Source organism: Serratia sp. CY47280, assembly GCF_052168655.1.
Lineage (GTDB): Bacteria > Pseudomonadota > Gammaproteobacteria > Enterobacterales > Enterobacteriaceae > Serratia > Serratia bockelmannii.
In genome coordinates, this window is record NZ_JBJNMG010000001.1 from 774531 (window position 1) to 789467 (window position 14937).

General features: G+C 59.1%; 15 protein-coding genes. 10 read left to right on the top strand and 5 right to left on the bottom strand.

Annotated elements, in window-relative coordinates:
• Positions 1–27: 27 nt before the first annotated feature.
• From pntB to ACJ8J4_RS03705, 3 genes are all read right to left on the bottom strand, one after another.
• A complete protein-coding gene (gene pntB, locus ACJ8J4_RS03695; protein ID WP_264383561.1) occupies positions 28–1422 on the bottom strand; it encodes a Re/Si-specific NAD(P)(+) transhydrogenase subunit beta in 1395 nt (464 codons plus the stop codon).
• A 10-nt stretch (positions 1423–1432) separates the two neighbouring features.
• Positions 1433–2962, bottom strand: a complete 1530-nt coding sequence (pntA, locus tag ACJ8J4_RS03700) for a Re/Si-specific NAD(P)(+) transhydrogenase subunit alpha (protein ID WP_264383562.1) — start codon at positions 2960–2962, stop codon at positions 1433–1435.
• Between the two features lie 149 nt (positions 2963–3111).
• Entirely contained in the window at positions 3112–3381 is a 270-nt protein-coding gene (locus ACJ8J4_RS03705) for a hypothetical protein (protein WP_127145956.1), read from the bottom strand.
• Positions 3382–3499: 118 nt separating this feature from the next.
• Between ACJ8J4_RS03705 and ydgH the strand changes: the two genes are divergently transcribed.
• The 4 genes from ydgH (at position 3500) to ACJ8J4_RS03725 (ending at position 7221) form a co-directional block, all read left to right on the top strand.
• Positions 3500–4450, top strand: coding sequence for a DUF1471 family protein YdgH (gene ydgH, locus ACJ8J4_RS03710; RefSeq protein ID WP_025302966.1), 951 nt, complete (start codon positions 3500–3502; stop codon positions 4448–4450).
• Between the two features lie 244 nt (positions 4451–4694).
• Positions 4695–6086: an amino acid permease gene (locus ACJ8J4_RS03715; protein WP_264383563.1), complete on the top strand. Its 1392-nt coding sequence runs from the start codon at positions 4695–4697 to the stop codon at positions 6084–6086.
• Positions 6087–6306: 220 nt separating this feature from the next.
• A complete protein-coding gene (locus ACJ8J4_RS03720; RefSeq protein WP_264383564.1) occupies positions 6307–6792 on the top strand; it encodes a hypothetical protein in 486 nt (161 codons plus the stop codon).
• Between the two features lie 33 nt (positions 6793–6825).
• Positions 6826–7221 carry a pyridoxamine 5'-phosphate oxidase family protein gene (locus ACJ8J4_RS03725; RefSeq protein ID WP_025302969.1) on the top strand — a complete coding sequence of 132 codons (396 nt, stop codon included), beginning with the start codon at positions 6826–6828 and terminating at the stop codon, positions 7219–7221.
• Positions 7222–7320: 99 nt separating this feature from the next.
• Here ACJ8J4_RS03725 and ACJ8J4_RS03730 read toward each other — a convergent pair whose 3' ends face one another.
• Positions 7321–7731 (bottom strand): hypothetical protein, encoded by a 411-nt coding sequence (locus ACJ8J4_RS03730; RefSeq protein ID WP_264383565.1) that lies wholly within the window; start codon positions 7729–7731, stop codon positions 7321–7323.
• A 184-nt stretch (positions 7732–7915) separates the two neighbouring features.
• Between ACJ8J4_RS03730 and folM the strand changes: the two genes are divergently transcribed.
• From folM to ACJ8J4_RS03750, 4 genes are all read left to right on the top strand, one after another.
• On the top strand, positions 7916–8638 hold the full coding sequence (gene folM, locus ACJ8J4_RS03735; protein ID WP_025302971.1) for a dihydromonapterin reductase: 723 nt from the start codon (positions 7916–7918) through the stop codon (positions 8636–8638).
• Positions 8639–8713: 75 nt separating this feature from the next.
• Entirely contained in the window at positions 8714–9439 is a 726-nt protein-coding gene (gene rstA / locus ACJ8J4_RS03740; protein WP_004938307.1) for a two-component system response regulator RstA, read from the top strand.
• The gene (gene rstB, locus ACJ8J4_RS03745) at positions 9436–10740 is read left to right on the top strand and encodes a two-component system sensor histidine kinase RstB (protein ID WP_043143616.1); all 1305 of its coding nucleotides are present in this window, start codon (positions 9436–9438) and stop codon (positions 10738–10740) included. The genes rstA and rstB overlap by 4 nt, the downstream gene beginning before the upstream one ends.
• A 35-nt stretch (positions 10741–10775) precedes the next feature.
• Positions 10776–12275: a carboxypeptidase M32 gene (locus ACJ8J4_RS03750; RefSeq protein WP_025302973.1), complete on the top strand. Its 1500-nt coding sequence runs from the start codon at positions 10776–10778 to the stop codon at positions 12273–12275.
• A 166-nt stretch (positions 12276–12441) separates the two neighbouring features.
• On the opposite strand, the gene ACJ8J4_RS03755 is transcribed toward ACJ8J4_RS03750, so the two are convergent.
• Complete coding sequence (locus ACJ8J4_RS03755) at positions 12442–13347, bottom strand: alpha/beta fold hydrolase (protein ID WP_049207473.1); 906 nt, start codon at positions 13345–13347, stop codon at positions 12442–12444.
• Between the two features lie 185 nt (positions 13348–13532).
• On the opposite strand from ACJ8J4_RS03755, the gene asr reads away from it, so the two are divergent.
• Both asr and ACJ8J4_RS03765 read left to right on the top strand, forming a co-directional pair.
• Positions 13533–13808, top strand: a complete 276-nt coding sequence (asr, locus tag ACJ8J4_RS03760) for an acid resistance repetitive basic protein Asr (RefSeq protein ID WP_025302975.1) — start codon at positions 13533–13535, stop codon at positions 13806–13808.
• A gap of 294 nt (positions 13809–14102) precedes the next feature.
• Positions 14103–14915, top strand: coding sequence for a trypsin-like serine peptidase (locus tag ACJ8J4_RS03765; RefSeq protein ID WP_043143623.1), 813 nt, complete (start codon positions 14103–14105; stop codon positions 14913–14915).
• The last annotated feature ends 22 nt before the right edge of the window (positions 14916–14937 follow it).

Consider the following 14937-nt stretch of genomic DNA (forward strand, 5'->3'; position numbering starts at 1 on the left):
GGCCCGTTTTTCTTTGGTTGCCCAATTTTACTTCTGCAACGCCCGCAGAATCGCTTCCACGCTGTCTTTGGCGTCGCCAAACAGCATCTGAGTGTTCTCCTTGAAGAACAGCGGGTTCTGCACGCCGGCGTAGCCGGTGTTCATCGACCGTTTGAACGCGATCACGTTCTGCGCTTTCCACACTTCCAGTACCGGCATGCCAGCGATCGGGCTGCGCGGATCTTCCAGCGCCGCCGGGTTCACCGTGTCGTTGGCGCCGATCACCAGCACGGTGTCGGTATCCGGGAAATCTTCGTTGATTTCATCCATCTCCAGCACCACATCGTACGGCACCTTCGCCTCCGCCAGCAGCACGTTCATGTGGCCCGGCAAGCGCCCGGCGACCGGGTGAATACCGAAACGGACCTTCACGCCGCGCGCCCGCAGTTTCTCGGTGATTTCCGCCACCGGATATTGCGCCTGTGCCACCGCCATGCCGTAACCCGGGGTGATGATCACCGAGATGGAGTTCTTCAACTGCTCGGCCACCTCTTCCGCCGTGGTTTCACGGTATTCGCCCATCTCTTCGGCATCGCCGGTGGATGAACCGTCACTGCCGAAACCGCCGGCGATCACGCTGATAAACGAACGGTTCATCGCCTTACACATGATGTAAGACAGGATAGCCCCCGAAGAGCCCACCAGCGCGCCGGTGACGATCAGCAGATCGTTGCTCAGCATGAAGCCCGCCGCGGCCGCGGCCCACCCTGAGTAAGAGTTGAGCATCGACACCACCACCGGCATGTCGGCGCCGCCGATCGAGGCAACCAGATGCCAGCCGAACGCCAGCGCGATCGCCGTCATCAGCAGCAGCGTCACCACCTGCCAGCCCACGCTGTCGGCGCGCACGAACGCCACCAGCAGCAGGAACGAGATCACCAGCGCCGCCAGGTTCAGCTTGTGGCGATTCGGCAGCATCAGCGGCTTGGAAGAGATGATGCCGCGCAGCTTACCGAAGGCGACGATCGACCCGGTGAAGGTCACCGCACCGATAAAGATGCCGAGGAACACTTCGGTCAGATGGATATTCGCCATCACCGGTTCCATCGGCGCGCCGTGATCCAGGTAGCTATTGAAACCGACCAGCACCGCGGCCAGGCCAACGAAGCTGTGCAGCACCGCCACCAGTTCCGGCATTTCGGTCATCTCGACCTTCTTCGCCAGATAGACGCCGATCGAACCGCCGATGATCATGGCGATGATGATCCAGCCGACGTTGCCGGAATCCGGCCCCAGAATGGTGGCGATCAGCGCGATCGCCATACCGGCGACGCCGAACAGGTTGCCCTGCTTCGACGTTTCATGACGCGACAGGCCCGCCAGGCTGAAAATAAACAAAATAGCGGCAACAATGTATGCAGCTGTAACCAATCCTCCAGACATTTGTTACCCCTTAGTTCTTGCGGAACATCTTCAGCATGCGCTGAGTGACGGTGAATCCACCAAAAATGTTGATGCTGGCGATCAGCACGGCGATAAAGGAGAGGAAACTCACCCAGCCGCCGTGGCCAATTTGCAGCAGCGCACCGACCACGATAATCCCTGATATCGCGTTGGTGACCGACATCAACGGAGTATGCAGCGCATGGCTGACGTTCCAGACCACGTAGTAACCGACCACGCAGGCCAGCGCGAACACGGTAAAGTGCGACAAGAACTCTTTCGGCGCCGCGTCCGCCAGCCAGCCGAACAGCAGGATCGCCAGGGCCATCAGGCCGTACTTCAGCCACGGCGAGGTCGGTTTGGCTTCGGGTTTGGCGACCGGTGCAGCGGCAGGTGCCGCTTTCAGCTGGGCGGAGACCTGGATTGGCGGCGCTGGCCAGGTGACTTCACCGCTGCGCACCACGGTAACGCCGCGGATCACCGTATCGTCGAAATCGATGTCGATCTCGCCGTTTTTCTCTTTCGATAGCAGCTTCAACAGGTTGACCAGGTTGGTGCCGTACAGCTGCGAAGATTGGGTCGGCAAGCGGCTCGGCAGGTCGGTATAGCCGATGATTTTCACGCCGTTGTCGGTCACGGTAATGGTGTCGGCCACGGTCAGTTCGCAGTTGCCGCCGGTTTGCGCCGCCAGATCGACGATCACGCTGCCCGGCTTCATCGACGCCACCATCTCTTTGGTGATGAGCTTCGGCGCCGGTTTGCCTGGGATCAGCGCGGTGGTGACGATGATATCAACCTCCGCCGCCTGTGCGGCAAACAGCGCCATCTCGGCCTTGATAAAGGCTTCGGACATCACTTTGGCGTAACCGTCGCCGCTGCCCGCTTCCTCTTCAAAATCCAGCTCGAGGAATTCCGCGCCCATGCTCTGCACCTGCTCTTTCACTTCCGGGCGGGTGTCGAAGGCACGCACGATGGCGCCGAGGCTGCCCGCAGCGCCGATCGCCGCCAGGCCGGCCACGCCGGCGCCGATGATCATCACCTTAGCCGGCGGCACTTTGCCGGCGGCGGTGATCTGGCCGGTGAAGAAGCGGCCGAACTCATGCGCCGCTTCGACGATCGCGCGGTAGCCGGCGATGTTGGCCATCGAGCTCAGCGCATCCATCGACTGGGCGCGCGAGATGCGCGGCACCGAATCCATCGCCAGCGCGGTGACGTTGCGCGCCGCCAGCTTGGCCATCAGCTCGGGGTTTTGCGCCGGCCAGATAAAGCTGACCAGCGTGCTGCCTTCGCGCATCAAGGCTATCTCGTCGTCTTGCGGCGCGTTGACTTTCAGGATCAGATCCGACTGCCACACTTCGTTTTCGTCGACCAGCGCCGCACCGGCGGCTTCGTAGGCGACGTCGTCAAAACTGGCCAGTTTGCCCGCCCCGCGTTCAATCGCGACGGTAAAACCCAGCTTCAGCAGTTGTTCCACCGTTTTCGGCGTGGCTGCGACCCGGGCTTCATTGGCCAACCGCTCTCTTGGTACACCAATACGCATAATGTTCCCTTCTCACCTGTCTTGGATGATGTTTATTATTTTCCTGCCCATAGCACGACGCCACCGGCGAGCAAGGCGTTAACTTGCCCGCACTGATTTCAGACGCCAACTATAACCTACTGAAAATAAGGTCGATGATCCATAATTGCTTACGCATTCAGCTCTGTTTTTACATAAAAATGCCGCGCGTGATATGACAAATCGCAATTTACTGTGAAAAAATCCATACAGAACAGCACATTCTGCGTGACAAGAGGTTTACGCCCGGCGTAACGATTGATGGCCACGCGCGGCGAAAAAGCATAAAAGTTATCATTTTGTGAATAATTAACATTAATGACACCAAAGCCTTTATTATGGAAACTTATGATGATGGCGCCATCCGTGCGGCCCGCGTCACCGTAAGCGATTTGTCGCACGGGATAACATAAAATGCTGAGACAGTTTTCAGAATTACATGTAATAATCGACGGCTGAATTACACTTAAACAGTTCAGTACGTTATAAACGTTAATGCGCTAGGCGAAAGGATTTTTTATGAAGCTGAAGACCACGATCATCGCGTCAGCCTTGTTATCACTCACCGCGCTGTCTGCTCATGCGGCGCAAGAGTTAACTCCTGAGAAAGCAGCGGCGCTGAAGCCGTTTGATCGCATCACGATTACCGGCCGCTTCAATGCCATCAATGAAGCCGTCGACGCCGTATCCCGCCGTGCAGACAAACTGGGTGCCGATTCCTTCTATATCCAGGACAGCAACAACAGCAACAACGGCGGCAACTGGCGCGTCACCGCAGACCTTTATCATAAAGATGCGCCAGAAGTGAGCAAAACACCAAAATACCGCGTATTTAACGGCGTGAATGAACTGCCTAAAGAGGAAGCCTACCTGCTGGAGCCTTACGATACCGTGAGCGTCAGCGGTTTCTACCGCAGCCAGCCGGACATCAACGACGCCATCTCCAAAGAAGCGCAGAAAAAAGGCGCCGCCTCGTTCTTCATCGTGCGCCAGGTTGACGCCAACTCCGGCGGCAACCAGTTCGTCACCGCGTACATCTATAAGGCCGATGCGCCGAAACGCCGCGTGCAGAGCCCGGACGCTATCCCGGCTGATTCTGACGCCGGCCGCGCCGCACTGGCCGCCGGTGGTGCCGCAGCCGCGAAAGTCGAAATCCCTGGCGTCGCGTCTTCCGGTTCGCCAAGCCGCGAAGTGGGCCGTTTCTTCGAAACGCAGTCCTCTACCGGCCAGCGCTATACCGTCACGCTGCCTAACGGCACCAAGATCCAGGAAGTGAACAACGTGACCGCCGCGCAGATGGTGCCGTTCGATTCCGTCACCTTCACCGGCCACTTCAACAGCATGACCGACGTGTCCACCGAAGTGGCGAAACGCGCGGCCGAGAAAGGCGCCAAGTACTATCACGTCACTCGCCAATGGCAGAACAAGAGCGGCGGCAACCTGACCGTCAGCGCCGATCTGTTCAAATAAAACCCGCTTTTCGGTTTACCATCGGGCAGCCCTTGAGCTGCCCGTTTTTATTGCCGTTCTTTTCGCCGCTCGTTGAATAGTTTTTTGTAAATTCCGCATATTCAATCATTGCATCTCTAATCATCCCTCCGTAGAATTTGCGCCAATTTTTAGGGCTATTGTCTATTCGCGCAGTGGTTGTTAACACATTGTTGCCGCCAAGCAGTTCCCTTCCAGTTGTTTATTCTGCGTTCAGGATCCGTCATTGGAAAAAAAACTCGGTCTTACCGCGCTAACCGCTTTGGTGCTCAGCTCGATGCTGGGCGCCGGCGTGTTCAGTCTGCCGCAAAACATGGCGCAGGTCGCCAGCCCCGCCGCGTTGCTGCTGGGTTGGGGGATCACCGGCGTCGGCATTCTGTTTTTGGCGTTCGCCATGCTGTTGCTTACGCGTCTGCGCCCGGATCTGGACGGCGGCATCTTCACCTACGCCAAAGAAGGATTCGGCGAGCTGATGAGCTTCTGCTCCGCCTGGGGTTACTGGCTGTGCGCCGTGATCGCCAACGTCTCGTATCTGGTGATCGTGTTTGCGGCGCTGAGTATTTTCACCGATCGCGGCGGCAACGTGATTCTCGGTGACGGCAATACCTGGCAGGCGCTGATCGCCGAATCCGCCCTGCTGTGGATCGTGCACGCGTTGGTACTGCGCGGCGTGCAAACTGCCGCCAGCATTAACTTGGCGGCCACCCTCGCCAAGCTGCTGCCATTGGGGATGTTCGCCGTTTTGGCGGCGATCGCCTTCAAAATGGACGTGTTCACGCTGGATTTCAAAGGTGTCGCCCTCGGCAAGCCGGTGTGGGAACAGGTCAAGGATACCATGCTGATCACCCTGTGGGTGTTTATCGGCGTGGAAGGCGCCGTGGTGGTTTCTGCTCGCGCCCGCAATAAGAAAGACGTGGGCCGCGCCACCATGCTGGCAGTGCTGTCGGCGCTGGCGGTGTACCTGATGGTCACCTTGCTGTCGCTGGGCGTGGTGCCACGCAGCGAACTGGCCGACATGCGCAATCCGTCGATGGCGGTGCTGATGGTGGAACTGATTGGCCCGTGGGGAGACGTGATCATCGCCGCCGGTCTTATCATCTCCGTGTGCGGCGCCTACCTCAGCTGGACCATCATGGCGGCGGAAGTGCCGCTGCTGGCCGCACAGCACGGCGCGTTTCCGCGCGTGTTCGGCAAGCAGAACCGCCATCACGCCCCAGCGTCTTCGCTGTGGCTGACCAACATCGCGGTGCAGCTGGCGCTGGTGCTGATCTGGCTGACCGGTAGCAACTACAACTCGCTGTTGACCATCGCGTCGGAAATGATCCTGGTGCCTTACTTCCTGGTCGGCGCATTTCTGTTCAAGGTGGCTTACCGCCGCCGCGACAAACGCCTGATCTTCGCCGCCACCGGCGCCTGCGTCTATGGTTTGTGGCTGCTGTACGCTTCCGGTCTGATGCACCTGCTGATGTCGGTGCTGCTGTATGCGCCGGGCCTGTTGGTGTTCATGTACGCCCGTCGCGGCCATCAGGATATCAATCTGCTGAATCGCCTGGAAAAAGGCAGTATCTTACTGCTGCTGGTGGCCACGCTGCCCGCCGGCTGGTTTATGCTGCACTAAAGTGCCCCGTCAATGCGGCTGCCCGTCAGCCGCATTTTGCTTCCTCTTTTCCCCTGCTACCACGCTTACCCTCCCTTTGCACAGTCAGCCATGCGCCACGCTTGCGATCTCAAATGCAATTAATTATCATTATCATTTATTGATTAATGGTAAGACGCGAGTGCCCCTGGCGAGAGGCGTCAGGCGGCGGATGAAGACAGGCTAAAATGGAAGGCATTTCATGGCTGAGAAACTGCTGCACTCATTACCTTTGTTTGCCGCCTGGGAGACGCTGATCGCCGAGGGCAACACGGCGTTTAATCAGCGGCACGATCGCCAGGCGATGACCAGCTATCAACAGGCGCTGGAGGGGGCTCAGGCGATCATCGCCGAGAAGCCTTGGCTGAATGCGGACTATACCGCCAGATTTGAAGCGCTGAATATTTTCGAGTCTGCCCTTGCCGCGCTGATCGTCACGTTCAACAACATCACCCATCTGCGCCTGCGGCAGAAGCCTCTGCGCGGCGTCGAGCTGCATGTTCATCAGGCCCGAGTCGCTATCGAGCAACTCTTGGCCGATTCGTCGCTGTGCGAACAGATGCAGCAGATCGCTGAGCGGCACCTGCTGCGCTTCAGGATTGAAACCCTGCACTTACTGCGCGAGCACCGTCTGCCGGAAACCAGCATCTGCGCGCCCGCTACCCATCATTCCGCCACCGTGCATTAACAGTGACACATCAACCTGAGGGGTAATCTGCCCATGAATGAATTGAATGACGAGATGAAGAAGATGCTGGCTAAACAGCTGCCAGTGCAGGCAACCAGCAGCCCGAGCGGCGTGCCCGATATCGGCCCCAAGCGTTCTCTGCGCCTCTATGATGACCGTACACTGATTTACAACGAAAATACCGGTGGCCAAACGCTGCAAAACATCAAGGAAGGCTCGAAAATGGCCGTTGTGGTCATCGACCGCGAGGCACTGGACGGCTACCGCTTCGTTGGTACACCCGAACTGTTTCTGACGGGCAAACCGTTTGACGAGGCGCTGGCATTTGCAGAAAAAAACGGGATGAATCCGCCGAAATACGCGGTGTTAATACATATAGACAGTATTTACACCCTGCGTTCCGGTCCCAATGCCGGGACCCGACTTTAGACAGCACGCGTCACGCGGCGTGAGATTTCACGTTCATGGTTAGGCCATCTCAGCAGGTCAATTGCCTAACCATGAACGGGCGGCCGGGTTGATTCCCGGTCAGCTTTTAGGGGGAATGGTGACGGTCATTCGCTCACCCACCAGGGCGATCGCAATGCCTTCCGCGCACTCTTTTTGAATGGCCGCCAGCTGTTGCGCCTCCAGCGCATAAGGCAGCTGAATATCAAATACCGTCAGGCCCTGCTGCTGCGCCAGGTCAATCAGGCGCACGATATTGGTTTCATCGCTAACCTGCGTTGACACCACCTGCAGCGCCAGCTCTTTCAACTGCTCTTTGCGCGTTTGTGACGTGGTCACGCGCGATTTCACCACCATGCCGAAGATCGGCATCACACCATAAATAGCATCAACAAAGCGCCAGTGCTTCCTGCACGATGCGGACAGAAAATCCATGTAGTCAAAACAGATTTTCTCACTGCGCGCGATGGATGCAAGGTGATTGCTGTTCATCCCCTCATTCCTCTCATGGCCAGTGTTAACCCGTGGTCTTTCAAGCCGCCGCCGGACGGCAACCTGAAATGCATTGGGGATCTTACATCCAGAAATGGATAATCATGCGAAGCTTTAACGACTTTGCGCCGTATGATGGCATAATTCCCCTATTGTTTGCCAGTCTGTCCAGGAGCTTTAATCAATGGAACACCCCAACTCTGCCCCGGTGCTGATTACCGGCGGCGCGCGGCGCATAGGGCTGGCGCTCGCCAGAGCGTTTCTCCAGCGCGGCGTTCCGGTCATTATCGCCTATCGCAGCGAATATCCGGCGATGGCCGAGTTGCAGGCCTTGGGCGCCCGCTGCATTCAGGGCGACTTTGCCACACATGAAGGTATCTACCGTTTCGCCGACCAGGTGCGGCAAGTGGCGCCCAAGCTGCGCGCGATGATCCACAACGCCAGCGCCTGGCAGGCCGAGTCACCGGAGGTGCCGCCGGAACAGGTAATGGCAGCAATGCTGCAAATTCACGTTTACACGCCCTATTTGCTCAACCAGCTGCTCGAATCCTGTCTGACCGGCCAGGGCCAGGCTGGCGCCGACATTATCCATCTCACCGACTACGTGGTGGAAAAAGGCAGCGACAAGCATATCGCCTACGCCGCCAGCAAGGCTGCGCTGGACAATATGACTCGTTCGTTTGCCCGCAAGCTGGCGCCGGAGGTCAAGGTCAACGCCATCGCGCCGGCGCTGATCATCTTCAATCCGGGCGACGACGAAGCCTATCGCCAGCAGGCGCTGGCGAAATCGCTGATGAAGGTCGCGCCCGGCGAAAGTGAAGTGGTCAATCTGGTGAACTACCTGCTGGAAAGCCGCTACGTCACCGGCCGCACCCACGGCGTCGACGGCGGCCGGCCGCTGCGCTGACGCCAAGATCCGCATGGCGCAACGTCGCGGGCCGCGCTATGCTCAAATCCGCTTTTTATATTAAAACACGGGCATATGCATAAAATTGTTTTTGTGGAAGACGATCCTGAAGTCGGCAAACTGATCGCCGCCTATCTGGGCAAACATGACATCGAGGTGCTGATCGAACCGCGTGGCGACAGCGCGCAGGCGCGCATCGAGCGCGAGCAACCCGATTTGGTGCTGCTGGACATCATGCTGCCCGGCAAAGACGGCATGACGCTGTGCCGCGATCTGCGCCCTACCTTCCCCGGCCCGATCGTGCTGCTCACTTCGCTCGACAGCGACATGAACCATATCCTGTCGCTGGAGATGGGCGCCAACGACTATATCCTGAAAACCACGCCACCGGCGGTGTTGCTGGCGCGCCTGCGTTTGCACCTGCGCCAACACAGCCAACAGCCGAAAGAAGAGTCGGTTCAGCCGCTCACCCAGCATAACGCGCTGCATTTCGGGCTGCTGTGCATCGATCCGGTCAACCGTCAGGTTACGCTGGGCGAAGAAACCATCACCCTGTCCACCTCGGATTTCGATCTGCTGTGGGAGCTGGCGACCCATGCCGGGCAGATCATGGATCGCGAGGCGTTGTTGCAAAACCTGCGTGGCGTGAGCTACGACGGTATGGATCGCAGCATCGACGTGGCGATCTCCCGCCTGCGTCGCAAGCTGTACGACAATGCGCTGGAGCCGTTCCGCATCAAAACCGTGCGCAACAAAGGCTATCTGTTCGCCCCTAACGCCTGGGCATCGGTGCAACAATGAGAAAACTTTTCGTCCAGTTCTTCCTGTTGCTATTCGTCTGTTTTCTGGTGATGGCGATGCTGGTCGGCCTGGTGTACAAGGTGACCGCCGAGCGCGCAGGCCGCCAGTCGATGGACGATTTGATGAAAAGCTCGCTGTACCTGATGCGCAGCGAGCTGCGCGAAATCCCGCTGAAGGACTGGAACAAGACTATCGCCACGCTGGATCTCAATCTGTCGTTCAAGCTGCATATCGAGCCACTCGGCAAACAGGAACTGAGCGAGGATCTGAAAAAGCGGCTGCGGCTGGGTGAAATCATCGCCCTCGACGATCAGTACACCTTTATGCAGCGCATTCCGCGCAGCCACTATGTGTTGGTGGTCGGCCCCATTCCTTATCTGTTCTATCTGCACCAGATGCGCCTGCTGGATCTGGTGTTGCTGGTGTTTATCGGCATGTCGCTGGCGCTGCCGGTGTTTCTGTGGATGCGGCCGCACTGGCAAGACCTGCTCAAACTGGAAAACGCCGCCCAGCGGCTCGGTGCCGGGCATCTGGATGAACGCACCCACTTCGATCCCACTTCCAGCCTAAGCCGGCTCGGCGTGGCGTTCAACCAGATGGCCGACAACGTCAACACCCTGATCGCCAGCAAGAAACAGCTGATCGACGGCATCGCGCACGAGCTGCGCACGCCGCTGGTGCGCCTGCGCTATCGGCTCGAGATGAGCGATAACCTGTCCGAAGGCGAACAGCAGGCGCTGAACCGCGATATCGGCCAGTTGGAGTCGCTGATCGACGAGCTGCTGACCTATGCCCGCCTGGACCGGCCGCAGGTTGCGCTAAACATTGAACCCATCGATCTGCCAAAGTGGCTGGAGGACAAGGTCGACGATATCCGTCTTATTCATCAGGAACGCGACATCCAGCTCGATATCCCGCACGTCGGCGACTTTGGCGGCGTCGATCTGCGCCTGATGGAACGCGTGCTCGATAACCTGGTCAATAACGCGCTGCGCTATTCCGAGCAGCGTCTGCGCGTGGGTCTGTGGTTCGACGGCGACCTCGCCTGTTTGCAGGTCGAAGATGACGGGCCGGGTATCCCGCCGGAAGAGCGCGAGCGGGTATTCGAGCCTTTCGTTCGCCTCGATCCCAGCCGCGATCGCGCCACCGGCGGCTGCGGACTGGGGCTGGCCATCGTCCATTCCATCGCCGTCGCCTACCAGGGACAGGTGTTCGTCGAGAGCAGTTCGCTCGGCGGCGCCAGTTTCCGTTTCTGTTGGCCGGTGAAGCCGACATTCAGTTTAAAAGCCGATCTGGCGTAATACCGCCGGACCCTTCTCATTGGAGTCGAATAATAATGACATCTGCACATTCCAACACGTCTGCTTACGATCACCTGCGCGCGCTTTTTAGCCGTCTGTCGCGTTTCGGCCACCTGTCCGCCATCGCCGGTTGGGACATGCAAACCATGATGCCGCCGGGCGGCAGCAAGGCGCGCTCCGAAGCGCTGGCCGAGCTGAGCGTGCTGCAGCACCAGCTTTTAACAGCGGAAAGCACCGGCGCGCTGTTGGATCGCGCGCAGCAAGAGACGCTGGACGAGATCGACCGCGCCAACCTGCGCGAAATGCGCCGCCAGTATGAAGACGCGGTGCTGCTACCGGCGTCGCTGGTCGAAGCCAAATCGCTCGCCGGCGCGCGCTGCGAACACGCCTGGCGCGCCCAGCGCCCGGCCAACGACTGGGACGGCTTCGCCGAGAACCTGCGCGAAGTGGTCAAACTCAGCCGGGAAGAGGCGCAGATCCGTGCGCAGGCGGCCGGCACCAGCCGTTACGACGCCCTGCTCAATCTGTATGAACCGGGCATGCGCAGCAGCGATCTCGACCGCATCTTCGGCGATCTGAAAACCTGGCTGCCGGATCTGCTGCAGCGCGTGGTGGCCAAACAGGCTAATGAGCCCTGCCAGGCGCCACAAGGCCCGTTCAATGTGGACACCCAGCGTCAGCTGAGCCTGAGCGTCATGAAACTGCTCGGTTTCAACTTCGACAACGGCCGTGTCGACGTCAGCGCCCACCCGTTCTGCGGCGGCGTGCCGGAAGATGTACGCATCACCACGCGCTACAACGAGAAAGAGTTTTTGACCGCGCTGCTCGGTATCGTGCACGAAACCGGCCACGCCCGTTACGAACAGAACCTGCCGCGCGATCTGCTCGGCCAGCCGGTCGCCCTGGCCCGCTCTACCGCCATCCACGAATCGCAGAGCCTGCTGTTCGAAATGCAGCTGGCGCGCGGCAATGAATTCCTGAAAATCTTGCGTCCGCTGGTCACCGCGCAATTTGGCGAACAGCCGGCGCTGGAAGAAGCCAACTTCATTCGCCTCAACCAGCGCGTTAAACCGGGCCTGATCCGCGTCGACGCCGACGAGGTGAGCTATCCTGCCCACGTCATCCTGCGCTACGAAATTGAAAAAGCGCTGATCGAAGGCGAGGTCGAAGTGGAAGACATTCCGGCATTGTGGAATGAAAAGATGCACGCTTACCTCGGCCTCGACACCATCGGCAACTATCGCAACGGCTGCATGCAGGATATCCACTGGACAGACGGCGCGTTCGGCTACTTCCCGACTTACACCCTCGGCGCGATGTACGCCGCGCAGCTGTTCCACAGCGTGCGCCAGGCCCTACCTTCGCTGAGCGAGGATATCGCCGCCGGCAATCTGCAGCCGCTGTTCCACTGGCTGCAGCACAACATCTGGCGCCACGGTAGCCGCTTCCCGACCGAGACGCTGATCGCCAACGCGACCGGCGAAGCGCTCAACCCACGCTACTTCCGTCAGCATTTGGAAAACCGCTACCTGTAATCTCTCCTGGCGCGGCCCTGCCGCGCCCTTTTTTCCTCTGGTTGACCTGACACTGTTCCATAGTGCACTTTCCTGCGGGTAACGCCTTGGCTACAGAGTGGCGGGTGGCCACCCACCATTAGTATGTTGTAACTAAAAAAGCAAAAATACCGAACCAACCGGCCTCTCATCCCAATGCATGGCGGGCGATCATCGCCGCCAGCTGCGGCCTCAACGCGGCGGGCAGGTCATGCCCCATGCCCGGCATAATCTGCAATCTGGCGTTGGCGACGGCCCGAGCGATCGCCACCCCGCCGGCCTTGCGCACCAGCCGATCGCGATCGCCGTGAATCACCAGCGTCGGCGCGGCGATGCGCCGGCTGTAACGCCGCAGATCGCCGCTGCCGAGCAACGCGGAAAGTTGCCGCTGCATGCCTGCCGGATCCACACCCCGCTTCAGCAACCGCGTCACCAGGGCATCCAGCTCCGCCTCCTCCGGTGGATAAGTCGCGGTGCCAAGCGCGCGCAGAAAGGCCTTCATCCCTTCCTGGCGCTGCTGCAGCGTCATATCGGCGGCAGGCCGGCGCACCAGCAACCACAGCAGCGAAGGCGCAGGCGGCGGCAACAGCGGCTGATTGGTGCTGGAAAACAAGATGCATAACGAGGCGACACGCTGCGGGTATTCGGCGGCCAGCACCTGGGCGATCATCCCCCCCATCGAAGCGCCCAGTACGTGAGCCTGCGGAATGCGTAAATGATCGAGCAGATGCGCCGCGTCCGTTGCCATGTCCGCCAGGGTATAAGGCACCGGCGTTTGCCAGCCAAGCTGGGCGCGCAACATCAGCAGCCACAATGGCTGTGAGCGTTGTGCCTGCGTTTTTCCTGAAAGGCCGACGTCGCGGTTGTCATAACGGATCACCCGAAACCCCATGGACACCAGGGCGCGGCAGAAGTCGTCAGGCCACAGCAGGAGCTGCGCGCCGATGCCCATGATGAGCAACAACGGCGGGTGCGTCTCATCGCCCCAGTCCTCATAGGCCAGCGGCACCTCGCCCTGTTCAGTCACGCCACAACGAATCGTTATCTCGTTCATTTTAAATCCCTTTTTCCTTGTCTGGCGGTCATTATAGCAGCAATCCCCCTCGCCACCGCCGCCCTGTACATTAGGTTACATGCCGAAACCAATCACTCACGGAAAGCCGGACGCCGTTTGCCTACTATCATCTCAACGGCCCCGCAGTGGGGTTGGTACCCAAAAGTCATGTTGAGGATTCTGCGATGAAAAAAGTATTAGCTCTGGTTGTTGCCGCTGCAATGGGTCTGTCTTCCGTGGCTTTCGCTGCCGAGGCTGCCACCACCGCACCTGCGGCTACCGCAACCACCGCCACCGCTGCGCCGGCTAAAGCTCAGGTGAAACACCACGGCAAGAAAGCCCCGGTTCAGAAAGCTCAGGCGGCCAAAAAGCATCACAAAAAAGCCGGCAAGAAAGCCCCGGCGCAAAAAGCCCAGGCGGCTAAAAAGCACCACAAGAAAGCCAGCCACAAAAAAGCGTAATGTCGTGAGGGTCCCCTCACCGTTTCAGGCTTGACGTGTACGACACCCGGTTCACCGGGTGTTTTTTCATCGGGGGGTTCTCATTGATGCTGCGCCGCTACCTGTTCGAGATCGTTCTGACCGCCCTGATCCTTTGCGGACTGATCGCCGTCTTTTTTTACCTGTAGCCTGCCGCATCGCCGGCGGGAAATTATTGAAAAATCAATTATTGCCCATCCACATGGCTGCTAAATCAGTCTATAGTTAGCATTCAGTGTGTTTATGGATGATCCGTATTTGTCAGGCAAGAGATCTATGCGCATATCCGTTTTACTGTTGCTGTGTTCACTCCCGCTCATCGCTTCTCAGGCGGCACGCGCAGACGGCCCGTCCAAGGCCGAGCAAACGCGTCTGTTTTTCGGCAAAGATGAACGAATCAAGGTCACGGATACCGCCGCCAAGCCGTGGCAGGCCATCGGCCAGGTCGAAACCGCCAGCGGCAATCTGTGTACCGCCACGCTGATCTCCCCACACCTGGCGTTGACCGCCGGCCACTGCGTGCTGGCACCGCCGGGGCAATTGGATAAAGCCATCGCTCTGCGCTTCGTGGCGGGTGATAAGTCGTGGCAGTATCAAACCGACAATATCGAGACCCTGGTCGACAGCAAACTGGGCAAAAAGCTGAAGCCGGACGGTGATGGCTGGATCGTCCCGCCCGCCGCGGCCGCTTATGACTTTGCGCTGATCCGTCTGAAAGACAAAAAACCGCTGCCGATCGCACCCTTGCCGTTGTGGCAAGGCGACAGCAAGGCGCTGACTCAGGCCCTGAAACAGGCCAAACGGCTGATAACTCAAGCGGGCTACCCGGAGGATCATCTGGATGACCTCTACAGCCACCAAAACTGCAAGGTCACCGGCTGGGCCCAGCAAAGCGTACTGTCGCACCAGTGCGATACTCTGCCCGGCGACAGCGGTTCGCCGCTGCTGTTGAAAACCGCGGACGGCTGGCAACTGATCGCCATCCAAAGCTCGGCACCGGCGGCGAAAGATCGCTATCGCGCCGATAACCGTGCCCTGGCGGTGCCCGGTATCCGCGAAGCGCTGGACGCGCTGGCGGCAGGCAAATAATCCTCTCTCAACGGCGCATTAT